The sequence below is a fragment of the Pseudomonas sp. 18.1.10 genome (genome assembly GCF_024655625.1).
In the GTDB taxonomy this organism is placed as follows: domain Bacteria; phylum Pseudomonadota; class Gammaproteobacteria; order Pseudomonadales; family Pseudomonadaceae; genus Aquipseudomonas.
On sequence record NZ_JANLGL010000089.1, the window covers coordinates 1 to 22,743 of the forward strand.

Annotated in this window: 20 protein-coding genes; 5 read left to right on the top strand and 15 right to left on the bottom strand. The window is 60.7% G+C overall.

Annotated elements, in window-relative coordinates:
- Window positions 1–78 precede the first annotated feature (78 nt).
- Window positions 79–1,365 carry a phosphate regulon sensor histidine kinase PhoR gene (phoR, locus tag NUV89_RS16345; RefSeq protein ID WP_257782157.1) on the bottom strand — a complete coding sequence of 429 codons (1,287 nt, stop codon included), beginning with the start codon at window positions 1,363–1,365 and terminating at the stop codon, window positions 79–81.
- Between the two features lie 84 nt (window positions 1,366–1,449).
- Entirely contained in the window at window positions 1,450–2,139 is a 690-nt protein-coding gene (gene phoB / locus NUV89_RS16350; RefSeq protein WP_003231714.1) for a phosphate regulon transcriptional regulator PhoB, read from the bottom strand.
- A 153-nt stretch (window positions 2,140–2,292) separates the two neighbouring features.
- Between phoB and NUV89_RS16355 the strand changes: the two genes are divergently transcribed.
- The gene (locus tag NUV89_RS16355; protein ID WP_257782144.1) at window positions 2,293–2,670 is read left to right on the top strand and encodes a hypothetical protein; all 378 of its coding nucleotides are present in this window, start codon (window positions 2,293–2,295) and stop codon (window positions 2,668–2,670) included.
- Window positions 2,671–2,788: 118 nt separating this feature from the next.
- Here the strand turns inward: NUV89_RS16355 and ubiA are convergent, their stop codons facing one another.
- Window positions 2,789–3,679: a 4-hydroxybenzoate octaprenyltransferase gene (gene ubiA / locus NUV89_RS16360; protein WP_257782145.1), complete on the bottom strand. Its 891-nt coding sequence runs from the start codon at window positions 3,677–3,679 to the stop codon at window positions 2,789–2,791.
- A complete protein-coding gene (locus tag NUV89_RS16365) occupies window positions 3,679–4,242 on the bottom strand; it encodes a chorismate lyase (RefSeq protein WP_257782146.1) in 564 nt (187 codons plus the stop codon). The genes ubiA and NUV89_RS16365 overlap by 1 nt, the downstream gene beginning before the upstream one ends.
- Before the next feature lie 196 nt (window positions 4,243–4,438).
- Here NUV89_RS16365 and NUV89_RS16370 point away from each other — a divergent pair, with 196 nt between their 5' ends.
- The 4 genes from NUV89_RS16370 to NUV89_RS16385 all read left to right on the top strand — a co-directional run bounded on the left by NUV89_RS16370 (window position 4,439) and on the right by NUV89_RS16385 (window position 7,485).
- On the top strand, window positions 4,439–4,606 hold the full coding sequence (locus NUV89_RS16370; protein ID WP_015886569.1) for a rubredoxin: 168 nt from the start codon (window positions 4,439–4,441) through the stop codon (window positions 4,604–4,606).
- 36 nt (window positions 4,607–4,642) lie between these two features.
- Window positions 4,643–5,791: an NAD(P)/FAD-dependent oxidoreductase gene (locus NUV89_RS16375; protein ID WP_257782147.1), complete on the top strand. Its 1,149-nt coding sequence runs from the start codon at window positions 4,643–4,645 to the stop codon at window positions 5,789–5,791.
- A gap of 191 nt (window positions 5,792–5,982) precedes the next feature.
- Window positions 5,983–6,258: an HU family DNA-binding protein gene (locus tag NUV89_RS16380; RefSeq protein WP_003213368.1), complete on the top strand. Its 276-nt coding sequence runs from the start codon at window positions 5,983–5,985 to the stop codon at window positions 6,256–6,258.
- A gap of 264 nt (window positions 6,259–6,522) precedes the next feature.
- Complete coding sequence (locus NUV89_RS16385) at window positions 6,523–7,485, top strand: hypothetical protein (protein ID WP_257782148.1); 963 nt, start codon at window positions 6,523–6,525, stop codon at window positions 7,483–7,485.
- 170 nt (window positions 7,486–7,655) lie between these two features.
- Here NUV89_RS16385 and NUV89_RS16390 read toward each other — a convergent pair whose 3' ends face one another.
- From NUV89_RS16390 to NUV89_RS16440, 11 genes are all read right to left on the bottom strand, one after another.
- Entirely contained in the window at window positions 7,656–7,964 is a 309-nt protein-coding gene (locus NUV89_RS16390; protein ID WP_257782149.1) for a hypothetical protein, read from the bottom strand.
- Window positions 7,961–8,512, bottom strand: coding sequence for a hypothetical protein (locus NUV89_RS16395; protein ID WP_257782150.1), 552 nt, complete (start codon window positions 8,510–8,512; stop codon window positions 7,961–7,963). The genes NUV89_RS16390 and NUV89_RS16395 overlap by 4 nt, the downstream gene beginning before the upstream one ends.
- A 163-nt stretch (window positions 8,513–8,675) precedes the next feature.
- On the bottom strand, window positions 8,676–9,116 hold the full coding sequence (locus NUV89_RS16400; protein WP_257782151.1) for a hypothetical protein: 441 nt from the start codon (window positions 9,114–9,116) through the stop codon (window positions 8,676–8,678).
- Window positions 9,113–13,477, bottom strand: a complete 4,365-nt coding sequence (locus tag NUV89_RS16405) for an RHS repeat-associated core domain-containing protein (RefSeq protein WP_257782152.1) — start codon at window positions 13,475–13,477, stop codon at window positions 9,113–9,115. Before NUV89_RS16405 ends, NUV89_RS16400 begins: the two co-directional genes overlap by 4 nt.
- A gap of 12 nt (window positions 13,478–13,489) precedes the next feature.
- Window positions 13,490–13,924 carry a DUF1795 domain-containing protein gene (locus tag NUV89_RS16410; protein WP_257782153.1) on the bottom strand — a complete coding sequence of 145 codons (435 nt, stop codon included), beginning with the start codon at window positions 13,922–13,924 and terminating at the stop codon, window positions 13,490–13,492.
- A gap of 15 nt (window positions 13,925–13,939) precedes the next feature.
- Entirely contained in the window at window positions 13,940–15,883 is a 1,944-nt protein-coding gene (locus NUV89_RS16415; RefSeq protein WP_257782154.1) for a type VI secretion system Vgr family protein, read from the bottom strand.
- A 157-nt stretch (window positions 15,884–16,040) separates the two neighbouring features.
- Complete coding sequence (tssH, locus tag NUV89_RS16420) at window positions 16,041–18,695, bottom strand: type VI secretion system ATPase TssH (RefSeq protein ID WP_257782155.1); 2,655 nt, start codon at window positions 18,693–18,695, stop codon at window positions 16,041–16,043.
- On the bottom strand, window positions 18,688–19,731 hold the full coding sequence (gene tssG / locus NUV89_RS16425; RefSeq protein ID WP_257782158.1) for a type VI secretion system baseplate subunit TssG: 1,044 nt from the start codon (window positions 19,729–19,731) through the stop codon (window positions 18,688–18,690). The genes tssH and tssG overlap by 8 nt, the downstream gene beginning before the upstream one ends.
- Window positions 19,695–21,554 carry a type VI secretion system baseplate subunit TssF gene (gene tssF / locus NUV89_RS16430; RefSeq protein WP_257782156.1) on the bottom strand — a complete coding sequence of 620 codons (1,860 nt, stop codon included), beginning with the start codon at window positions 21,552–21,554 and terminating at the stop codon, window positions 19,695–19,697. Before tssF ends, tssG begins: the two co-directional genes overlap by 37 nt.
- On the bottom strand, window positions 21,551–22,066 hold the full coding sequence (gene tssE / locus NUV89_RS16435) for a type VI secretion system baseplate subunit TssE (protein WP_027608263.1): 516 nt from the start codon (window positions 22,064–22,066) through the stop codon (window positions 21,551–21,553). The genes tssF and tssE overlap by 4 nt, the downstream gene beginning before the upstream one ends.
- Window positions 22,067–22,144: 78 nt before the next feature.
- On the bottom strand, window positions 22,145–22,633 hold the full coding sequence (locus tag NUV89_RS16440) for a type VI secretion system tube protein Hcp (RefSeq protein WP_017735732.1): 489 nt from the start codon (window positions 22,631–22,633) through the stop codon (window positions 22,145–22,147).
- Window positions 22,634–22,743: the final 110 nt, after the last annotated feature.

A 22,743-nucleotide genomic window follows, 5' to 3' on the forward strand; every position in this document is an offset into this window, starting at 1 on the left:
GACTGATACACCGCTTTCGCGAGCAAGCCCGCTCCCACAAAAGCCAGCTCCCACATTTAGTCCTGTGTCGCCTGGGGGTTATTCGTCGGTACTGAGGACCCGCGAGCGGGTCACCTGCGACGGCGGGAAATGGCAGGTAAACGTGCTGCCATGGCCCAGCACGCTGCTGATCTCCAGGCGCGCGCGGTGGCGCAGCAGCACATGCTTGACGATCGCCAGGCCGAGCCCGGTGCCGCCGGTATTGGAGTTGCGGCTCGAATCGACGCGGTAGAAGCGCTCGGTCAGGCGCGGCAGGTGCTTGGCGTCGATGCCGATGCCGGAGTCCTGCACGCTGAGGTGTGCGCCGTGTTCATCGGCCCACCAGCGGATGCGGATGGTGCCTTTGTCCTGGGTGTACTTGACGGCGTTGAACACCAGGTTGGAGAACGCGCTGCGCAACTCGCCTTCGCTGCCCTTGAGCAAGACCTGCGGGTCGGCTTCCAGGGTGATCTGCTGGCCGCGTTGGCCGGACAGGGCCTGGGCGTCGTTCTTGATGGTCTGCAACAGGCTTTGCGCGGCCACCGGTTGGTTATCCGACGGGTAATCCGTGGCCTCCAGCTTGGCCAACAGCAACAGGTCGTTGAGCAGGGTCTGCATGCGTGAACCCTGCTGCTGCATTTGTTGCAGCGCGCGGCTCCAGCGCGGGTTGATCTCGTCGACGTTGTCCAGCAGCGTCTCCAGGTAGCCGCAGATAACCGTCAGCGGCGTGCGCAACTCGTGGGAGACGTTGGCGACGAAGTCTTTGCGCATCTGTTCCAGCTGATGGATGCGGGTTACGTCGCGCACCAGCATCAGGTGCTCGTTGTTGCCGTAGCGCGTCAGGTACAGCTGGATGCGCACGCGGTCGTTGGTGGGCGAGGGGATTTCCAGGGCTTCTTCGTAGTTGTCCTGCTCGAAGTATTCCTTGAAGCGCGGATGGCGCACCAGGTTGGTCACCGGCTGGCCGCTGTCCTGGGGCGTCTTGAGGCCCAGCAGGGTTTCGGCGGCGCGGTTCCACCATTCCAGGTTGCCGTCGCTGTCGAGCATGATCACCGCGTCTTTCAACGCCGCGGTGGACTCCTGCACCCGGTCGATCACCGCTTGCAGGCGCCCGCGTACCCGTTGGTCGCGGCGTTGCAGGTGGTAGATGCTGTCGAACACCTCGCCCCACAGGCCGTAGCCGTCGGGTGGCGCTTCGTCGGGTTTGTGCTGGCGCAGCCATTCATGCAGGCGCAGCAATTGCTTGAGGGTCCAGCCCAGGTACAGGCCGAGGCCGATGGCCAGGCTCCAGCCGTAGTAGCCGCTGATCAGGCCTACCAGCAGGCAGCCGGTGACCAACAGGAGCATGTGGCGGATCAGGGTGCCATGCCAGTTTTGGTTCACTTGAACATGCGTCCTTGTCAGCTGTTTAAGTCAAAAAAAGCGGCTGGCTCAGCCCTTGGTGGAGAACCGGTAGCCGGTGCCGCGCACGGTTTGTACCAGATTCTCGTAGGCATCGCCCAAGGCTTTGCGCAGGCGACGGATATGCACGTCCACGGTGCGTTCTTCCACATACACGTTGCCGCCCCAGACCTGGTCGAGCAGCTGGCCGCGGGTGTAGGCGCGCTCCTGGTGGGTCATGAAGAATTGCAGCAGGCGGTATTCGGTGGGGCCCATCTCGGCCGGCGTGCCGTCGATGGTCACGCGGTGGCTGATGGGGTCGAGGATCAGGCCGCCGACTTCAATCGGCGCTTCGCCATCGGTCGGGCCGGCGCGGCGCAGTACGGCTTTCAGACGCGCGACCAGCTCACGTGGGGAAAACGGCTTGGTGATGTAGTCATCGGCGCCGACTTCGAGGCCCTGGATCTTGTTGTCCTCTTCGCCCTTGGCGGTGAGCATGATGATCGGGATATCCCCGGTCAGCTCGTCACGCTTGAGGCGGCGGGCCAGCTCGATGCCGGAAGTGCCGGGCAGCATCCAGTCGAGCAGGATCAGGTCCGGCTTGCGGTCGACGATAATGGCATGGGCCTGCTGGGAGTTCTCTGCCTCCAGGCAGTCGTAGCCGGCCATTTCCAACGCAACGGCGATCATCTCGCGGATGGGCGCTTCGTCGTCAACGATCAGAATGCTCCTGCCAACCATGCCTAAATCCTCTTGTCATTTAACTGTCTTGCGCCGCATTAGATAACGGAATTATTGCAGTCGTGTGACAGTAATTTAGTCGCTTGGGCAATTCGCGTCTCTCTGGACTACGCTTTGGGTCCGAATCCTGACAACCAAAAAAGGAAGGTTCCGATGACTTACCGCACTGTTTCCTGGAAAGCCCTGTTGGTGACGGCGGCGTTGACGCTGCCGACCCTGGCCTTCGCGATGGACCCGGCGATGACCAAAGACGGCATGTTGGTGGATCACAAAGGGATGACGCTCTACACCTTCGACAAGGATGCCGACGGCAAGTCCGTGTGCAATGACCAGTGCGCGACGAACTGGCCGCCGCTGAAGGCTGAATCCACCGATAAGTCGATGGGCGGTTGGACCGTCATCACCCGCAGTGACAACACCAGCCAGTGGGCTTACCAAGGCAAGCCGGTCTACACCTTTAAAGGAGATATGAAGGCTGGGGACATGACGGGTGATGGCAAGGGTGGGGCTTGGCATGTGATCAAGCCTTGAGCCAGCAGCGCCGCTAAGAGCTTCGCGAGCAAGCCCGCTCCCACAGTTGGAATGCGTTTCCCTGTGGGAGCGGGCTTGCTCGCGAAGGCGTCAGTTCATTCACTACAAATGCTGGCACCTAGCGCAACCCGTAATCCAACACAATCCCGACAAAAATCGCCAACCCCGCCCAATGGTTATGCAGGAACGCCTTGAAGCACTTCAGCCGATCCCTGTCCCGCGTGTACCAGAACTCCCAGGCAAAACAGCCCGCCGCCGCAACCAATCCCACGTGGAACCAGCCCCCCAGCTCAAACCGCGCGCCCGCCAGCAACAGGCACACCAGCGCCAGCCCCTGCAGGGTCAGGATAATCACGCGGTCCGCATCGCCGAACAGAATGGCCGTGGACTTCACGCCGATCTTCAAGTCGTCGTCGCGGTCGGTCATGGCGTAGTAGGTGTCATACCCCACCGTCCACAGCAGGTTGGCGATATACAGCAGCCACGCGGTGGCGGGCAGGCTGCCGGTCTCGGCGGTGAATGCCATGGGGATGCCCCAGGAAAACGCCGCACCCAGCACCACCTGCGGGTAATAGGTGTAGCGCTTCATGAACGGGTAGCTCGCCGCCAGCGCCAGGCCGCCGAGGGACAGCAGGATGGTGCTGGCATTGGTCAGCAGCACCAGCAGGAAACTGATGCCCATCAGCACGGCAAAAAACACCAGGGCCTCTTTCGAGCTGATCTTGCCGCTCACCAGCGGGCGCTGCTCGGTGCGCTTCACATGGCCGTCGACCTTGCGGTCGGCCCAATCATTGATGACGCAGCCGCCGGCACGGGTGAGCACCACGCCGAGCACGAAAATCACGATGTTGAGCAGGGACGGCGAGCCCTTGCCGGCGATCCACAGTGCCCACAACGTCGGCCACAGCAGCAGGTAGATGCCAATGGGCTTGTCCATGCGCGTCAACTGGATGAAATCCCATGCCCTGGGGTTCAGGTGGTTCAAGGATTTGAGCAGACGTTGATACATCAGCAGTTCTCCGGGTGGGCATGCAAGGCATGCCAGAAGCTCGGCAAGAAGATTTCCGCGACCAAGACACTCAAGGCCCCGCGATCGAAACGCGAGCGGCGGCCCCACAGCCCGTCGGCCTGATCGGCGGTGGGCAACCAGTGGCGCGGGTAATGGCACACCTCGATCGCCTGGCGGGTGAACGCCTGGTCGCAGAACAGCAATTCGCCCAGGGAGCGGCTGCCCAGCTCATCCATGTGCAGCCCATCACCTTGCAACGCACTGCGCGACGCCACGCTACGGGCAAACACCCAGGGCTGGCCTTGCCCGCGCAAATACACTTCGCGCACCCAGCCGACGGTGGCCGGGGCGAGCCCCAGGGCGGCGCATTCGTCGTCCCGCAGCGGCTGCCAGCCTTCGAACAGCGGCGTCACGCTGAACCCGTCGCTGGACAGCCACGTCAGCCGGCGCGTCAGCGAGTCTTCGTTGAACAGCCAATTGGCGGTCAGGGGCGCAGGCATTGGGCGCAGAAGGCTCTGGGTCAGCCATTGGCAAGCATCGGGAAGGGCGATTGAGTGCGGCACGGTGAGTCAGTATTGGCAGCAAAAGAGGCGGCGAGCTTACCATGGCACCCTGGCCTTTTGCCGGGGTGGGGCCGCCGTTTGCGTCGATCACGCTTGCATCTGCACGCCCCGATCAGTACAAAACGCCCTGAGCCGTACGGCAACGCTGGATCTATCGACCGTCGGCCAACCTGCCTGGACCCTGAGGAAGCAAGTAATGAAGAAGTGGCAATGTGTAGTCTGCGGCCTGATCTACGACGAGAAAGACGGCTGGCCGGATGACGGAATCCTGCCTGGCACCCGTTGGGAAGACGTCCCGGAAGATTGGCTGTGCCCGGACTGCGGCGTGGGCAAGATGGATTTCGAAATGATCGAGATCGGTTGATTTTTAAGCAACGAAACCTACTACAAGGAGAAGGGAATGAACGCACCTGTCGTGATCATCGGCACCGGATTGGCCGGCTACAACCTGGCCCGGGAGTTTCGCAAGCTCGACAGCGAGACCCCATTGCTGCTGATCACTGCGGATGACGGTCGCTCCTATTCCAAGCCCATGCTCTCCACCGGTTTTGGCAAGAACAAGGACGCCGATGGCCTGAGCATGGCTGAACCTGGCGCCATGGCCGAGCAACTCAAGGCCGAAGTGCGCACCCATACCCGCATCAGCGGCATCGACCCGGGCCACAAGCGCCTGTGGATCGGCGAGGAGGCGGTGGCCTATCGCGACCTGATCCTGGCCTGGGGCGCAGAAACCGTGCGTGTGCCGGTGGAAGGCGATGCGGCTGAGCTGATTTTCCCGATCAATGACCTGGAAGACTACGCGCGCTTTCGTGCCGCAGCGGCCGGCAAGCGCCGCGTGCTGCTGCTCGGTGCCGGCCTGATCGGCTGCGAGTTCGCTAATGACCTGATCCTCGGCGGCTACGAGATCGACCTGGTGGCGCCGTGCGAGCAAGTCATGCCGACCCTGCTGCACCCGGCCGCTGCCGCTGCGGTCCAGGCTGGCCTCGAAGGCCTCGGCGCGCGCTTCCACCTGGGCCCGGTGCTCAACCGCTTGCAGCGCAGCGCTGACGGCCTGGAAGCGCACCTGTCGGACGGTGAAGTGATCCACTGCGACCTGGTGGTCTCGGCCATCGGCCTGCGCCCACGGGTCGACCTTGCCGCCGCCGCCGGCTTGCAGACCGGTCGCGGGGTCACGGTAGACCGCCACCTCAAGACCTCCCACGCGAATATCTACGCCCTGGGCGACTGCGCCGAGGTCGATGGCCTGAACCTGCTGTACGTGATGCCACTGATGAGCTGCGCCCGCGCCCTGGCCCAGACGTTGGCCGGCAATGCGACGGCGGTCAGCTACGGGCCAATGCCCATCACCGTGAAAACCCCGATCTGCCCGCTGGTGGTTTCGCCACCGCCACGGGGCAGCGAAGGCGTGTGGAGCGTCGAAGGCCAGGGTGCCGATATCAAGGCGCTGTGCCGCGACGCCAGCGGCCGCCTGCTGGGTTATGCGCTGACCGGCGGCGCTGTCATGGACAAACTGGCCCTGAACAAAGAACTTCCACCGTTGCTGGCGTAAATAGCGGTCGTTCTGTCGGAATCAGCACGTTCCTACCCCCAGAAAGGTCGCCGCGACACTGGCGCAGCGTCGGAGGGCATGCCATCCTCACTCCCGTCTGCCGCAGAGTAGAGCCTGCGGCGCCTTGGGCGCTGCTCCGTTAGAGAGCAGCACGGACATAACAACAAAAAACCGTCAAAGAGGCTTCACTCATGCGTAAACCAGAACTCGCAGCCGCCATCGCTGAAAAAGCGGATCTCACCAAAGAACAGGCCAACCGCGTCCTCAACGCCGTTCTCGAAGAAATCACCGGCGCCCTGCACCGCAAGGACAGCGTCACCCTGGTTGGCTTCGGCACCTTCCTGCAACGCCATCGCGGCGCCCGCACCGGCAAGAACCCGCAAACCGGCGAGCCGGTGAAGATCAAGGCCAGCAACACCGTTGCGTTCAAGCCGGGCAAGTCGCTCAAAGACAGCGTCAACCCGTAAGAGTGGTATCGCCTCGAAGGGAGGCGGGGTGGTAGAAAAAATGGGCACGCCGACTGGGTCGGGTGCCCATTTTTGTTGGGGCAAGAAAAGTAGGTGGTGACGTTCATATACACGCTTAAATGGCTTGAGCAGAGGGGTGTTGCAACAGCTTGTATTCGTCTTAGTGCGGTTTTTTTTAAACGCCGGAACCTCTGTGTGTGAAATGTCACTTAAACATCGAGGTTGCAGGGAGCACTCTCTCAATTAAATTTAAGAGGTGTAGTTATGAAGCTGTCTGATCAGTCGTATACCCATTTGCAGATTCCGTCGGTTCAACCTGACACTCCGGGTGTCAAAGCGCCGATAGTTGCAGATAAACAGCAAGTAGTTGCGAGCGGCGCGAAAGTTGAACGCGATTTGGGTAATGAGAGCGGGCGTTCTTCTCAGTATCCAATGGCGAGTGAAGAGGAGATGAGAACCAGGACTAAACGCGGGATTTTTAAATTTTTCAAGCCAAAGCCAAAGCCGCCAACCCCAAAGCCACCGAAGCCGCCAACGCCAACGCCAACACCAAAGCCGCCAAAGCCAACCCCAAAGCCAAAACCAGTGGGTGGGCCAAATGGGTCGAACGATGCCGTCAACAGTTCGAAAACAATTTCAAACTTGCACAATAAAAACGTGTTTCCGCCAATTTCGAGTCAACTCGCCAGCGGTGCTCGTAGCGCGTTTATAAATCATGGCGTAAGCGCACTGATTGGCTTGCCCTTTACTGCCGGGGAACATATAGCTTCTCGCGCCATAACGGACAGGATTGACGCACAAGCTAAAATGCCGGGCGCTGAAGAAAAGAACGCAGACGGTACGGTAAGCGTCAACGATCCTTCCGCGACAGAACAGCAAAAATTAGATGCACGTCTTGAAAGCGCTGAAATAAAAACGGAAGTAATGGTCAACAGCATACTCTCCATTAATGAGGGGCCGGATGCCAAGGCGGTGGGTAAAGATCCTGGCGCGGCAACTGATGTGGACTCGCGCTTGAACGCTCTTGAAAGCAGGATGAAAGCCACCGAAGACCAGATGAAAGAAATCGCGAAACGATACGGGCTTGTCTACGACCCGTATGTGGCGCCGGAGTCATCGGAAACACCGACGGTAGCGTCTCGCATGGAGGTCGTTGAGAAGCGCTATGAGCACATGAACAAAATGCTGAAGCGGCTGATAAAAAACGCGGAAGCAGATGCTGAATAGATAGGATGGATAAAGGGGGCTGATTTATTTGGATCGGTAAATAAATCAGCCCCCGTTACCAGTCCCCGTTACCAAAAAATGTGCACGCCGACTGGGTCGGGTGCCCATTTTTTGTTGCTGTCTAGTGATCCTGCCGCCGCTGTACAGCGTGAGAAGGTGCTGCAAAGCTTTCACCAGTCGCCTCGCCATTCCTCGGCGTACTCTGTTGCTGGATCAAGCCCCATGATCTCCCCTAAGGCATAGATATTCTCAAATATGGATTCACGCTCAACAGTTTCGATGTCTTGCTCAAAATCGTTGATATCAAGCATGCATTGTTTGAAGCAGGCCAGGATAGTCGGTTGATCCGTATCCTCCGGAAGGCGTAGCAGGTGATCGATAAGTCTGTCGAACACGACCTTGATGCCGGCGACCAGTTCTTCTTCGCCTTCCAGATTAAGGTGATGAGTTCGACAGTAGTTTAATTCTGTATTTTTCATGGCTGTTCGTTTTTGATTTTTGCCGGGGGCGTCGGTATTCCTTTAAAAAGAAATTCCTTGGACGTGTCCCAGTTAATGCCGTTGTCAAAATAGTTGATCAGACGGTTTTTCAGCTTTTCTGGGTCGCCGATCATTCCTGACAGTTCATACTTATAAATAATGTCCAGATCGTCGGCGACGGTTAAATTTGTTTTTAGCGTGGTCGCGTCAAGTGTTTCAAAAGAGTCGGTCAGCTCTATCAGGTCGGCTCCGTAGTTGCCGCCAATGATAGCTCTGAGCATTTTCTTCTCGGCGGGACGTTTATCTATGGAGATTTTCTCCTGTGATTGCGCACTGACGGCCAGGCCTTTTAAGGCCTTCGTGGACGTGAAAATGAAAAACAAGGTGTCAGCTTTTTCGAGGTCTACGTCTGTCCAAGTGTCTTGAGCACTTCTCAAGTAAAAAAACTGGAGGTAGAAATTTTTTCTCATCTGCACAAGCGTAAAAAGATCATCTTTCAGATTCAAACTGAGCACCTTGCCCTCTTGCCAAGTGATTTTATTCAGCATCTACCAGGACCTTTGGATTTACGCGTTGGTTTGTGTGAGAAAGGGGACAGATTTATTTTGGTTGTAAAGACAGGTGGAGCGGTAAATAAATGAGTCCCCGTTACCCGTCCATTGTCTTAAGTTAGAGCAGGATTTTGATTACCACACACGCGTTGTCTCGCTATCAACTGTGACCGGGTATCCAGAATAGATTTTTTCCTCCAGATTTGATGATTCTCTCCACCAGTTCAGTGAAGGATTTTGCGATCAGCGTGCTCTCATCGGCCGTCGGATAGCTGTCCCAGAACGAGTCATAGCAGTACCCAAAGTGCGGGCCTGGTGTCAGATCAATTGAAATGACTTGATCTTCACATTTAACCAACGCATACCAGTTGGCAGAGTCGGGATCTTCCAAGTCTTCATTCATGACCACAAAGTCGGAGCGTTCAAGATCTGGCGCCTGAATCGTGAAGCTGTACCGAGCTTGTGGGTAGAACACCGCACTGCTGTAGGACTTATAAAATTCCGCCAAGTCATCTGGGACTGCATGACTTGGTAAGCCAGTAGAGGGCGCTGTTGTGCAGTCAGCGTTCTCAATCAAGTCCACGATTTTAATCAGGCTCATCTTCCGCATCCTTTACGCAGGTAGGTTTTCATTGCTTTGTTGTACAAACCACGTGAAGCCTTCGGGAAACCTTTAGCCTCGGCGGCTGCAAACATTTTGTTGGACAGCCTGAGTATTTCGAATTTCGACACTTTCTTCCAATCGAAACCTTTAAAACCGCGTTTCCCTGTTTTCTTTTGAACCCAGTCTTTAGCAACCTCTTTGGTGGCATTGTGTTGGTCTACAGTCATCACTACGGTTGGGGTCTGGCCGTTTCGAGATACGTAGTCCTTGATGTTGTGCTTGGACCATGCATCGAGTATCCCATGGTGTTTTTCGAAGCCCGGTGCGCTTTTTCCATAGTCAATAACGTCACCCGGTTTTGCTGGAGCCCAACCCAGTGGATCAATCCACGTGATGGGGTTTGGTGAGTACTGATAGAGGTTGATGCCACCTAATAACCCAATCGGATCCGGCGTAGTAAACCGCCCCACATCCGGATCATAAAACCGAAACGTGTTGTAGTGCAGCCCGATCTCCCGATCCAGATACTGCCCTTGAAACCGCAGATTCTGCTCTTCGATAAAGTACGCTTCGCGCACCTCTTCAGCCGTATTGCCCCATACCTGATACCGCGCCTGCCACACGGTTTTGCCGTCGGCCTCGGTCAGTTGCCCAGGCAATCCATTCAGGTCGTTATGGTAGTAGCGCACGCTTTGATGCTCGCCGGTTCCATCTACTCGGGCCAGCGGCGCATAGCTGTCTTCTTCGTAGATGTAGAGGCTGGTCTGGCTGTGTCGGTGCTCCTGTAGCAGGCGCAAGCCTTCCCAATCGAATCGGGTTTCTCCCAGCGGATAGCCATGGCTGTCGTGCTCGGTTTTTGCGATGCGCCGACCGAGCGGGTCATAGGTCATGCGCACGACCGTTTCCCGCCCATCCTTCTGGCTGCGTATTTCGATCAAGCGGTGCTCGGCGTCGTAGGCGAAGCGCTGCAAACCGCGTGCTGCGCTGCGTTTTTCGATCATTCGACCGAAACCATCGTAGCGGTAGCGTTTGTCCTGGTAGGTCACCAGCTTGTTATGCACCACGAGTCCTGCATTGGCGTGCGGGCCGTCGAGCAAATTGGCGGCGGCATCGTAGGCGAAGGTTTCCCGCTGACCCTGGATATTGTCCTGGCTGGCGATGATGCGGCCGGTGGCGTCGTAGTGCAGCAGCTGGCGCTGGTCTCGGCGGTTGTCGCGGTCGCGTTCCAGGCGCCCGATCAGGTTATCGGCCGGGTCGTAGTCGAAGTGTGTTTGCTGGGCCGCCGGCAGTTGCGTGGGCTGGCTGCTGGACCGACGTATGCGCGAGCGCAGGCGGCCGCTGCGGTCGTATTCGCTGCGAGTGGTGATCTGGCCCTGTGTGCGCAGTACTTCACGGTGCAGGCGGTCGCGCTCGAAGTCGCTGATGACGCGGCCATCGAGGTTGATCTGGTGCAGGTGGCCGCTGCCGTAGTACAGGCGATTGAGCCAGCGGCCATCGGGCAGTTGGGTCTGGATCAGGTTGCCGAGTTCATCGTAGTGGTAATTCAGGCTGCCGGTTGCGCTCTGTTCGGTGAGCAGTTGACCCAGGGGATCGTAGGCGAAGGCCAGCGCCCGGGTGGTCTGATCGTTATCGGTAAAGGTGACGGCGGTGAGTTGGTCCAAAGGGTTGTAGGCATAGTCGGTACGACCATCAGCGGTGTGCTTCACCAACAGGCGACCGACAGCATCGCGCTCCATGCGATGCACGATGGCGGGCGCATCCGTCGAGGGCACGTATTCGACGGCCGTGAGATTATCCAGCGGGTCATAGGCGTACCGCCGGGCACTGCCATCGAGGTCTTGCTGCGCCGTGAGGCGGTCGCCCTGGTCCCAGCTAAAACGGTAGTGCTCGCCGTTTTCATTGGTGAGCGTCTGCAAGTGGCCGTAGGCGTCGTAGCGGAACTCGACCTGCCGACCCTGGGCGTCGATCCGCTGGCGCACTTGTCCACGGCGGCCGTATTGATAGCGGGTGGTGTGGCCGGCCGCATCGGTATAACCAATCAGCAGGCCGCTGGTATCGCGCTGGTAGTGCTCGGTGCGGCCATCCGGCATTTCGGTTTGCAGCAGGCGGCCCTGGCTGTCGTGTTGATAGCGCAGGCGCTCACCCAAGGCGTCGATGACCACCTGCAAATGACCCCGGTGGTCATACTCAAACGCGGTGGGATACCCCGAGCAGTCGATATGTTGGATCAGCTGCCCCGTTTCATTCCAACGCAGGGTTTTGCTCTTGTGCGTGGCATCGATGATTTCCACCACCTGGCCAAAGGCGTCATAGCGATAGCGCGTGATATGCCCCAACGGGTCGATCTCACTGACGCAATTGCCCCGCTGGTCATACTGATACTGCCATGCGCTCCCCGCAGCATCGGTCTCCACCAACGGCAGCGACCAATGTTCCAGCCACAATGTGGATTCGATACGGCCCAAGGGGTCCTGGGTGCTGCACACATTGCCGGACTCGTCGTAGCTGAACTGCCACTGGCCGTCTTGCGGGTCGGTCGCGCTGAGCAACTGACGCTCATCGTTCCAGGTGAATTGCCAGGTTTTGCCCAGGTTGTCGGTGTACTGGGTGATTTGGTACTGCGGGTTCCAGCGGCGCGTGCTGACACGCTGCAAGCCATCCGTGATCCGGGTCACGCCGGCCGACAAGTCATAGTCGAACCGGTACTCGTCGCCCTCGTCGGTCCAGTGCCGCACGACGCGCCATTCGCTGTCGTCCACGCAGGCCCACTGGTAGTAGCAACGCAGCCCGGTGGGCAACTGGTGCTCGACCATGTGCCGAGCGCTGTCATAGGCGAAGCGGCGCTGCGTGAGCCCGGTACTATCGCGAACTTCAGCCAGGTCGCCCCGTGTGTCGTAGGCATAACTGACCAGCGTCTCTCGAGCCTGGTCGAGGTATAGCCGGTCAACGCGTTCGACCCGCCCTGGCCATTGCTGGCTGTAGCTCAGCTCGACGCGCCCATGGTCAAAGGTATCGCGCAGGAGGCTCAGGCGACCCTGAACGTCATAGTCGAGGAAGATGCGGTTGTCATTGCGATCACCCAACTGGCTCAGGCGCAGATGCGAGGGTTTGCCCGGCGTTGGCTCGAACAGCCGATAGAGGCCATCGACGCTTTCAATCAACAGCTGGCCATTGGTATGGCGCCGCACGCTCAAGCCTTCGCCAGCGCTGAACACCGCGCCGCCCAAGGGGATGACGCCCATGTCGATCTGCCGTGCCTGTTCATCGGTATAGACCAGTTGCTCGCCACCTTCCGGGTGCGTACTGATCTCGACGAAGACCTCGTAAATCACGCTCCAACTGGCACCGAAGAGACCGTCGCGGCGCTCGTCTCGGCTGCTGTAATAGCGCTGCCATTCGATGGGGAGCAGGCCGGGCAGGACGAAATCCAGGTCATCCTCACCGTCGAGAATCTTCGCGCCCGTCGGGCTATGCACCGGGTTGGGCGAACCAACCACTGCCGAGGTCATGGCATTGGTCACCTGGCTGGTGCCCCACGACACCAGCCCACCCACCACCATGCACGGCAATTTGCTGAAGAACTTCGACCCACCACCGCGCAGCATCAACAACGCCGTCACGGCCAGCCCAACCCCCGGCGTCTTGCCGCTGCGGATCTCGCGGACCACCACCGGGCCGCCACCAATGCGCACGTTGCTGGAGATCATCCCCGACTCGACAATCGAGGCATCGCAGGTGCTGCGGTCGCCGCTGCGGGCAGCCGGCTGGCCATTGATGGTGACCTTGCTGGAGCCTTCGGCAATGAACTGCGGTGGCATGGGCGGGTGCTTGGTGCAGATCACAATATCCAGTGGCTTGGGCACTGCCCCAGGTGCAGGCACCGCCACGGTGGGCCGCCACATCTGCGCAAAGAAACCCTTGGCCATGTCCAGGTAGCTGGCCTCTTCAGGGCTGCCACCTTCGCTGGGTTGTGAACTGACGGGGCCGATGGCGCCTGCCGCGCGTGCGGAAGGCAGGCCGTTGGTGAAGGTGTTGTGTGAGCCGGTGGCAATGGTCGCCATCACCACCGGCGGAAATAACGCGCTGCCTATCCAGTCGCACAGCTTGGTCAGCCCTTTGTCCGCCCCCGTCTTGCTCATGCCCACGCCAACGATGATGCCAACCACCGCGCCCAGCACAAAGCAGCCGAGCCCGCCGGTCACCACCGTAATGCCGGTGGCAGCCACGATCGCAGCAGTCGCGACCGCTGTAATCGCGATGTTGGCGGCAATTTCCAACACGCCACCGAGGATGTCGGCCATCGCCGAGGTGTGCAGCAAGCCGTCGCCGAGGCGCGCCGCCCAGAGTGCGTCAGACATGGAAGAAGGGCTTCAAGGTTTCGCGTTCAGCAGCAGGGTGTTTTTGATCGTCACCCAGTGGGCGTTTTCGGCGTCGCCCAGGGGCTGGGCTTTGACATAGCTGAGGGCAAGCATCTGCCGGGTTCCCGGAATCAGCAGCGCCAACTGGTATTGGTAGATACGCTCGCTACCCTTGCTGAACTGGTTATGCACTTCGATGGCATCGATATCCTGCGCCGCGCCCACGCGTACGGCGTGGGCTGGCTGGTAGCGCAGGTCTTGCACCTGTTTTTCGAGCTTGGCCAGTTGCTCTTCAAAATTACTCTGCAACGTCTCGCCGTCACCCAGGAGGCTGCGGCTGATGATTAAGGACGTACCCAGCGCGGCGAATTTCAGGATATTGATAGAAGCATCCTGAACCTCATCGCTGGGCAACGTGAGTTGCAGTTCGTTGAGTTGGTAGGTCATGAAACTCGGGTCTCGTTATTGGCCGGACGGCGGCTTGGGAAACATGGAATTGACGGCAGCATCGATTTCGCCCTTGATCCCTTGGCCCATGGGCGTGGTACCGCCCTTGCCACCAATGTTCAAGTGCAAGTTGCCGCCGGTATTAATCTCGGAGCTACCTTCGGAATACACGTTGATCTGCACACCGGTGAGGTTGATCTGCCCGCTGGCATTGAGCTCCAGCACGCTTTTGCCACAGACCAGGCGCAGGTTTTCACCCACTTCGATCAAGTAGCTTTTGCTGATGGCGTCGGTCTTGCTAAAGCCCACCATGAGCATGTCGTCATGCTTGACCGCGCGTAGGCGGTCATTGCCAACGGTCACCACTTCGTCATGCCCGATGCTCTTGTTACGGTCATGCCCCACCGAATGGCTCTCATCCACCTCCACCACGATGTCTTGGTTGCGCTCGGCATGGATGTACAACTGCTCCAGGCCCTTTTTGTCCTCCATGCGGATTTCATTGAAGTTGGCCGGCGTGCCGCCCTTGCTGGAGCGGCTTTTCATGCCGCTTTGCGTGGCGTTTTCCGGCAAGTCGTAAGGCACCGTCTGCTCGGCGTTGTACACCCGTCCGGTGATGATCGGCCGGTCGGGATCACCCTCAAGAAAACTCACAATCACTTCCTGGCCGATCCGTGGGATCTGCATCGAGCCCCAGTTCTTGCCGGCCCAGGATTGCGACACGCGAATCCAGCACGAGCTGTTTTCGTTGGATTGGTCATGACGGTCCCAGTAGAAATGCACCTTCACGCGGCCGTACTGGTCGGTCCAGATTTCCTCGCCCTTGGGCCCCACCACCAGCGCGGTCTGCGGGCCTTTGACGATAGGCCGATGGGTGCTGGCCAGCGGGCGGAAGCTTTGCTGGGCAGCGATGCAGTTCAGGCTGCTGCTGAACTGCGCCGCGCCCGAGCCGCCGCCGCTTTCCAGGCTCTCCTGGGTGATGTGGTAGCGGATGCCGACGATCAGGTATTCGCGGTTCTGGTCCTGGCGACTGAAGCCGGTGAGGCTGAACAAATGCCCCGAGCCCAGGCCCCGCGCATTGCCGCTGAACTCGATCTGTTCGTGCAGGGTTTGCAGGGCTTCGATGCGGGTGCGCGCGTAGTGTTCGCCGTCCTGGCTTTGCACGTAGGTGCCGGGGTAGTCGTACAGCGGATAGTCGCCGGCGGTGTGCGGGCGTGGCATCGCCGAGCGCACGTCGATGCTCGCGCTGGGGCGCTGGAAGTCGTAGTCGTTGAGCTCCAGCGAGCCCGGCTGCACCTGCTGCGCCAGGTGCCAGTTGTGCATATGGTCGCGTTCGCGCTGCTGCTCGTCCTTGGGGTAATACGGGATCGACGCGTAGCCCGGCACCGTGGTGTGGGCGCCATAGGCATCGGCCAGCACCAGCACATGGCGGTCCTGTTCATGGCGGAAGAAGTAGTAGATGCCTTCCTGTTCCATCAGGCGGCTGACGAAATCGAAGCTGGTCTCGCGGTACTGCACGCAGTATTCCCACTCGCGGTACGGGCGGCTCAGGGCGTCTTCGAAGTCGGAAAAACCGAGGTCGCGAAACACCTGCTTGATGATCTGCGGGATGGTCAGGTTCTGGAAAATCCGACAGTCCGACGTGCGGCTGAGTAGCCAGAACCACGGGCGCAGCACCACCTGGTAACTGGCGAACTGGCCCTGGTCGATATCCTGGCTGCAACGCGCGACGATGCCGTGGAAATGCCGCTCACCGCCGTCCGCCAGTTGCAGGCCGACGCTCATGGGTTTGCCGAGCAACTGGTTGAGGTCGATGTTGGCGTCCAAGGACGTCAGTTGCAGCTCATAGGTGAACAGCCGGCCCAGCTCCTCACCGCCGCCCATGGCATTGAGCAGCAGCACATCCGGCCCGAGGGGGCTGGTGATCTTGGCCAGGCGTGAGGCTTGGTTAAAAAGCATCGGGCATCTCGTAAATGACTAGATAGCTGAAGAAACCGAATCCAATGTGGGAGCGGGCTTGCTCGCGAATGCGGTGAGTCAGCCACCGGATGTGTCAACTGACACAGCGCTTTCGCGAGCAAGCCCGCTCCCACAGTTTTTACCGCGTTCCGTCAGGTCAATCGTTGAACTGGTAGTGCAATTCGTTATCCCGACTACTGATCCGCACCCCCGCCAACGCCTTGCCCTCCAGCATGCGCGTGAGGAATTCACGGCTCATGTCCGGCAGCAGGCTGTTGGTCAGGATCGTATCGATCATGCGCCCGCCACTTTCCGTTTCGGTGCAGCGCGAGACGATCAGGTCGACCACCGCGTCGTCATAGTCGAAGGCCACCTTGTGCGTACTTTCCACGCGCTTCTTGATGCGGTTCAACTGCAGGCGGGTGATCGCCTTGAGCATCTCGTCGCTCAGCGGGTAGTACGGAATCGTCACCAGGCGCCCGAGCAATGCCGGCGGGAAAATCTCCAGCAACGGCTGACGCAACGCCTTGGCGATTTCTTCCGGCTCCGGCACGTTCGCCGGGTCTTTGCACACGCGGGAAATCAGTTCGGTGCCGGCGTTGGTGGTCAGCAGGATCAGGGTGTTCTTGAAGTCGATCACGCGGCCTTCGCCGTCTTCCATCACGCCTTTGTCGAACACCTGGAAGAAGATCTCATGCACGTCCGGGTGGGCTTTTTCCACCTCGTCCAGCAGCACCACGCTGTAGGGTTTGCGCCGCACGGCTTCGGTCAGCACGCCGCCTTCGCCGTAGCCGATATAACCCGGTGGCGCGCCCTTGAGGGTGGACACGGTGTGGGCTTCCTGGAACTCGCTCATGTTGATGGTGATTACGTTCTGCTCGCCGCCGTACATGGCTTCGGCCAAGGCCAGGGCGGTTTCGGTCTTGCCCACACCCGAGGTGCCGGCGAGCATGAACACGCCAATCGGCTTGCTCGGGTTGTCGAGGCCGGCGCGGGAGGTCTGGATGCGCTTGGCGATCATCTGCAAGGCGTGGTCCTGGCCGATGATGCGTTTTTTCAGGTGCTGGTCGAGGTTGAGCACCGTCTCCAGTTCGTTGCGCGCCATGCGGCCCACCGGGATACCGGTCCAGTCGGCGACCACCGAGGCCACGGCCTGGTAATCCACGGTGGGCAGGATCAACGGGGTTTCGCCTTGCAGGGCGCTCAGGCGCTGTTGCAGGTCGACCAATTGGGCGCGCAGTTCATCGTTGCCGCTGTCGACCACGCCTGCGGTTTCGCGCAGGGTCGCGCGGGTGGCGAGCAGTTCGTCCACCAGGGCTTTTTCTTCGGCCCAACGGCTTTCCAAGGTGGTGAGGCGTTCACGTTCGGCACTCAACAGCGCTTCGCTGTTGGTCTGGCGCGCACCAATGGCAATGCCGATGGCATGCTCGCGGGCGATGATTTGCAGCTCGGTTTCCAGGGCTTCGATGCGGCGGCGGCTGTCGTCCACTTCCGCCGGCACCGCGTGCAGGCTGATGGCGACGCGGGCGCAGGCGGTGTCCAGCAGGCTCACGGATTTGTCCGGCAACTGGCGTGCGGGGATGTAGCGGTGGGACAGCTTGACCGAGGCTTCCAGGGCTTCGTCGAGGATCTGCACCTGATGGTGTTTTTCCATGGTCGAGGCCACGCCGCGCATCATCAGCAGGGCCTTGTCTTCCGACGGTTCGGCCACTTGGACTACCTGGAAACGGCGGGTCAGCGCCGGGTCTTTCTCGATGTGTTTCTTGTACTCGGCCCACGTTGTGGCGGCCACGGTACGCAGGGTGCCACGGGCCAAGGCGGGCTTGAGCAGGTTGGCCGCGTCACCCGTGCCGGCAGCGCCACCGGCGCCGACCAAGGTATGGGCTTCGTCGATAAACAGGATGATCGGCTTGGCCGACGCCTGCACATCCTCGATGACCTGGCGCAGCCGCTGTTCGAACTCGCCTTTCATGCTCGCACCGGCTTGCAGCAGGCCGACGTCAAGGCTGCGCAGTTCCACGTCCTTGAGCGCTGGCGGCACGTCCCCGGCGACGATGCGCAGGGCGAAACCTTCGACCACGGCAGTCTTGCCCACGCCGGCTTCGCCGGTGAGGATCGGGTTGTTCTGGCGGCGACGCATGAGGATGTCCACCAGTTGGCGGATCTCTTCGTCGCGGCCGACAATCGGGTCGAGCTTGCCGCTGCGCGCCTGTTCGGTGAGGTCGACGGTGAAGCGCTTGAGGGCTTCCTGCTTGCCCATGGCACTTGGCGCCATCGCGCCGCTGGCTTCGCCGGGAACGCCGGCATTAAAACCGTCGCTGGCGCTCAGGGCGTTTTCCGGCGAGTCGCCGACGTATTCGTCAAAACGCTCGCTCAGCGCTTCGGCCTTGATCTTGTCGAACTCGGCGGACAAGCCCAGCAGCGCATGGCGCAGGCTCGGCGTCTTCAAGATGCCCAGCACCAGGTAGCCGGTGCGCACCTGGCTTTCGCCAAACATCAGGCTGCCGTAGACCCAGCCGCGTTCCACGGCTTCTTCCACATGGGAGGACAGGTCGGTGATCGAGGTCGAGCCGCGTGGCAGGCGGTCCAGCGCTTCGGTGAGGTCGCGGGCCAGGCGCGCCGGCTCGACGTTGAACTGGCGGATGATGCGGTGCAGGTCCGAGTCCTGCAGTTGCAGCAACTGGTGAAACCAGTGCGCGAGTTCCACATACGGGTTACCGCGCAATTTGCAGAACACCGTGGCGGCTTCGATGGCCTTGTAGGCCACGCTGTTGAGTTTGCCGAACAGCGCGGCGCGACTGATTTCACCCATGCTCTGGATTCCTTGAGGTGGTGGCGTGATCGGCGTAGTGCCGGGCCAGGATTAGGTCGTTGGCGTCTCGCTCGGGTTGACCGAGCCAGGTATTGAAGCCCAGGCGGAACTGCCCATTGAGTTGCAGCGCCGGCACTTCGGGTTGTTGCAAAACCAGGTTCAAGTCCCAGTCCAATTCATGGCCCAGGTACTCGGCGACCCACGCAACCAACTCGTTGAACGGCTGCTGGCCGGGCAACATGCCCATGTAGTCGTCAAGGGTGAGCGGGCCGAGGCGGATGCGGAATTTATGCTGGCGGTCCCACACGTGGCTGCCCAGGCAAAAGTCCACGCCCAGGCGGTTGGCGCTCACGCCGACGCGGCTGCGTTCGGGCAGCTCCAGCCATTGGCCGATGTACTCTTCAATCGCCACCGGCAGGCCGAAGTACTCGCTGAGGATCGCCTTCAAGCCGTCCGGGTAACGGGTTTGCGCCGACAGGTGGCCGCTGTAATGCAGCTTCGCGGTGTCGGGGATCAAACCCTGATTCAACAGGCTCGGCATGCCACGGCCACTCAAGGCGGCGAGGCGCGCGGACCAGTAGTCATCGTGCGGGCGGTCGTGGCTGACGGTCGGCCGCGCCTCGGCCCAGGCCCGGTAAAACAGGCTGAGCAGGCGGTGGTGGAACACGTCGAGGAACTGCTTGCTGGTGCTGTCGGCGTTGTTGCGCTGGCGCTCGCGCACGTACTCGGTGATGTGCAGCGGCAACGGGCCGTTGGGGCCGCCGAGGCCGAAGAAGAACTGCTCCAGGCGCGCCGGTTTGCCGTCGCCGCCGGGATCGACCGAGGCCAGCGTGGCCGGGGCGAAGGTGCAATCGGCTTGTTGACCGAGGCGCAAGGGATCGTCCGCCAGGCGCAGGGAATGGCCCAGGCGCGGCAGGTCTGGCGATTCGCACTCGATCCGCCGCAATGCCTGGAAGAAATCGTATTCCCAGGGCTCCTGATGCATCGCGTCCAGGGTCTTCACAGGGTTGGCCGCCGCCCGGGCTTGGCTTTCCAGCGCATGATCTCGCCGCGCTCGGTGGTGCGGATCACCGTTTCGGTAAAGCTGTTGATCGACACGTAGCGTGCGAGGAAGCGTTCCAGTACCGCGCCGAGGAGGAATACGCCGGTGCCGCGAAACGCGTTTTCATCGAACTCCAGGGTGATCTCCAGGCCGCGACCAAACACAATCGGGCCGGGCATCGGCAGGCGCCGGGTCACGGCTTTGCTGCTGACTTCGCGCAGGCCTTCGATCTGCAATTGCAGCGCGGCGTCGTTGCTGTCGCCATAGAGCCGCAGCAGTTCACGCAAGGCGCCGGCGCCCTGGCCTTGTTCGCTGAGCGAGAGGTAGTTGAGCGACAGTTGGCTAATCAATCGCCAAGCCTTGGCATCGTGGGCATGGCTGGTGCGCGGGCGGCTTGGGCCGGCGACGCAACGCACGGCCAGCACCGGCGCGCTGTCGGCCAGGGTGAAGTCGGTCTTGCCATTGCCCACGCTCATGAACAGCGGCAAATCGCGGTTGGTGCACAACGCGGTAACGCCGAGCTGGCGCAAGTCGTGGCCGTACGGCGCCTGGCGGCTGTCCACCAGGCTGACAAAGGTTTCGCTGCCCACATAGGTGGAGCGGGGGCCGTTGCGGCGCTGGTCGCTGGACAGCACGCGGGGTTCGCGGCGCACCGTGTAATACGCCTGGTCGCGGCCATAGCGCGACGGATCACGCACCGCATAGAACGGCAAAAACGGCTGCTCCGGCCCGGTGCCATGGCCGGTGAGGCCGCTCAACGAATGAATCTCGAAATCCATCGGCCGCGTGCGGTCGGCGATCACATGGTGTTCGTTGACCCGGTCGGACAAGTGGATACGGTCCACGCGTTTCGGGAACAGGTTGATCGCCGGCGTGCAGAACGGCAGGAACTGCGCCGCACCGACGCTGCCTTCCAGGCTCGGCTCGTGGCGGTCGAACAGCACGATCAGTTCCAGCTCCTGGCCGTCGCAGCGCTTGACCGCGCGGCTCAGCTCGGCGAACTCGACGAACAGATAGCGGTGGGGCAGGGCGAAGTATTCCTGCAACAGGCGATAGCCCTGGAACGCGCGCGCCACCACTGGCATGGCGGCGTCGGCGTCGTCAAAGCCACGGGAACGCAGCGCGTCTGGCGGCAGGCGCTCGACCCAATCGCCACCGGGCTTGCGCGCGAACACTGCGCAGGCGTTGCCGAGCAATTGTTCGTAGAGGCGGAACGGCTGTTCATCGGCACCGCTGAGGTACAGCGGCAAGTTGTCCAGGTCGAGGCTGCTGAACGGCAGTTCGGCGCCAGTGCGCAAGGTCAGGCGCAGGCCGGCCTTGGCTTTCGGTTCGCTGGCGGCCAGGCGCCCGAGCACGGCGGCGGGGTTGCCAAAGTACTCGGCGTTGCTCACTTGCAGCGGCCACAGCGTCACCGGGTGCGCGGTGCGGTACTCGCAGCAGGTCTGGGTTTCGCGGCCCAACGCGGCACGCAGGACGGTGTCGCGGGGCAGGGGGAAACCGCTGGCCAGCGAGCCTTCGTCCGGGTCGGTCTGCAATTGCACCACGGTCATCGACGGTGTTGGCGCGAGGTAGTGCGGGTAGGCGATTTCCAGCAGGTTGTGGGTGAAGGTCGGGTACTCGGCGTCGAGCTTGAGCTGCACGCGGGCCGTGAGGTAGGCGAAGCCTTCGAGCAAGCGTTCGACGTACGGGTCGGCGCAGTCCATGCCGGACAGGGTCAGCCGACTGGCGATCTTCGGGTATTCCTTGGCGAACTCGGCGGCGCTTTCGCGCACGTGGTGCAGTTCCTGGTTGTACAGCTCCAGCAGGCGCGGGTTCATGGGCGTCTCCGCTGGTCGGCATTGACCACACGCACGTGGCCGGATTCCAGGTCGAGGTCGGTTTGCAGCAACAGGCGCAAAGGCACAGGCTGCGCCCACAGGTCGCCTTCGATCTCGAAACTCAGCGCGTTGTGGTTCATCTCGCCATGGCCGACGCGGGCTTTGACCCGCAAGGTGTGGCGCAGGATGCGCGGTTCAAAGGTGGCGATGGCCTGGTAGATCAACGCTTCCAGGGCCTTGATATCGACGCTGGACACACTGTTGCCCGCCAGCGCCGGCAGGCCGTAATTGACCACTGAAGTCCCGGCCTGGGTGTGCAGCGTGGCATCGGCATCCAGCAACGACGTGGTGTTGAGCAGCCACGCCAGGTCGCGCAGCACCGAGGCTTTCAATTGGGTCAGGGACAGCACGCGTTTGTCGGCGCTTTCCTTGGGATTGGTTGGATCGTCATCGGTCAACCGGTCCAGCAGGGACGGTTGCAGACGGTCGCGGGAAGCGATTTCAGTGACCACCAAAGCAGCTCCACGGACGGGTTGTGAGAGGGGCAATTGAACTGAGGCCGTGGCGCGTGGCCACGGCGTCAAGGGCTATCAGCGCTTGGTGTTGGAACGGATATTCCAGCCAAACTTGATCGCGCCGCCGTCTTTGGTGCCGTCGGCTTTCTGCGGCTGGTAGTCGACCATCACCTGGGCGAAGTTCAGGGTGACGTTCTCGGTCAGGCGATCATCGGAACCCGAACCGCCGGTGCTCAGGGACGTGACCAGCACTTCTTCCAGGTTGATGACCATGTACTCGACCTGGCTTTCACCACCGGCCTTGCGCACGGTCAGTTTGACCTTGTCGATGTGCTTGCCGCTGGCGCAGTGCATCATCAGGTTTGGCGAGGCCTTGTCGACGTACTTGGTCAGCGACAGGTCCTGGATATTCACCTTGCCCGCGCCGCCGCCACCGCCCACGTGCATATTGCCGGACTGGGCCATGCCCCAGCTCCAGTTCAGCACGTCGATTTCGTCCTTGTGGGCCTTGTCCATGGACTCGCCCTTGATGTCGCCGATCTTGATGAAAATATCAACAGCCATGTTTTCTCCCTGTGTGGCGTGGGCCACTGAATTTGATTTGTGTGGGAGTCGCTTTGTGTGGGAGCGGGCTTGCTCGCGAAAGCGGTGTATCAGTCAAAGATGTTTCGACT

Excerpts from the sequence above, each read along its gene's own strand:
- phoR (WP_257782157.1), bottom strand. The coding sequence starts at position 1,365 with ATGCTCCTGTTGGTCACCGGCTGCCTGCTGGTAGGCCTGATCAGCGGC.
- phoB (WP_003231714.1), bottom strand. The coding sequence starts at position 2,139 with ATGGTTGGCAGGAGCATTCTGATCGTTGACGACGAAGCGCCCATCCGC.
- NUV89_RS16355 (WP_257782144.1), top strand. The coding sequence starts at position 2,293 with ATGACTTACCGCACTGTTTCCTGGAAAGCCCTGTTGGTGACGGCGGCG.
- ubiA (WP_257782145.1), bottom strand. The coding sequence starts at position 3,679 with ATGTATCAACGTCTGCTCAAATCCTTGAACCACCTGAACCCCAGGGCA.
- NUV89_RS16370 (WP_015886569.1), top strand. The coding sequence starts at position 4,439 with ATGAAGAAGTGGCAATGTGTAGTCTGCGGCCTGATCTACGACGAGAAA.
- NUV89_RS16375 (WP_257782147.1), top strand. The coding sequence starts at position 4,643 with ATGAACGCACCTGTCGTGATCATCGGCACCGGATTGGCCGGCTACAAC.
- NUV89_RS16380 (WP_003213368.1), top strand. The coding sequence starts at position 5,983 with ATGCGTAAACCAGAACTCGCAGCCGCCATCGCTGAAAAAGCGGATCTC.
- NUV89_RS16385 (WP_257782148.1), top strand. The coding sequence starts at position 6,523 with ATGAAGCTGTCTGATCAGTCGTATACCCATTTGCAGATTCCGTCGGTT.
- NUV89_RS16390 (WP_257782149.1), bottom strand. The coding sequence starts at position 7,964 with ATGAAAAATACAGAATTAAACTACTGTCGAACTCATCACCTTAATCTG.
- NUV89_RS16395 (WP_257782150.1), bottom strand. The coding sequence starts at position 8,512 with ATGCTGAATAAAATCACTTGGCAAGAGGGCAAGGTGCTCAGTTTGAAT.
- NUV89_RS16400 (WP_257782151.1), bottom strand. The coding sequence starts at position 9,116 with ATGAGCCTGATTAAAATCGTGGACTTGATTGAGAACGCTGACTGCACA.
- NUV89_RS16405 (WP_257782152.1), bottom strand. The coding sequence starts at position 13,477 with ATGTCTGACGCACTCTGGGCGGCGCGCCTCGGCGACGGCTTGCTGCAC.
- NUV89_RS16410 (WP_257782153.1), bottom strand. The coding sequence starts at position 13,924 with ATGACCTACCAACTCAACGAACTGCAACTCACGTTGCCCAGCGATGAG.
- NUV89_RS16415 (WP_257782154.1), bottom strand. The coding sequence starts at position 15,883 with ATGCTTTTTAACCAAGCCTCACGCCTGGCCAAGATCACCAGCCCCCTC.
- tssH (WP_257782155.1), bottom strand. The coding sequence starts at position 18,695 with ATGGGTGAAATCAGTCGCGCCGCGCTGTTCGGCAAACTCAACAGCGTG.
- tssF (WP_257782156.1), bottom strand. The coding sequence starts at position 21,554 with ATGAACCCGCGCCTGCTGGAGCTGTACAACCAGGAACTGCACCACGTG.
- NUV89_RS16440 (WP_017735732.1), bottom strand. The coding sequence starts at position 22,633 with ATGGCTGTTGATATTTTCATCAAGATCGGCGACATCAAGGGCGAGTCC.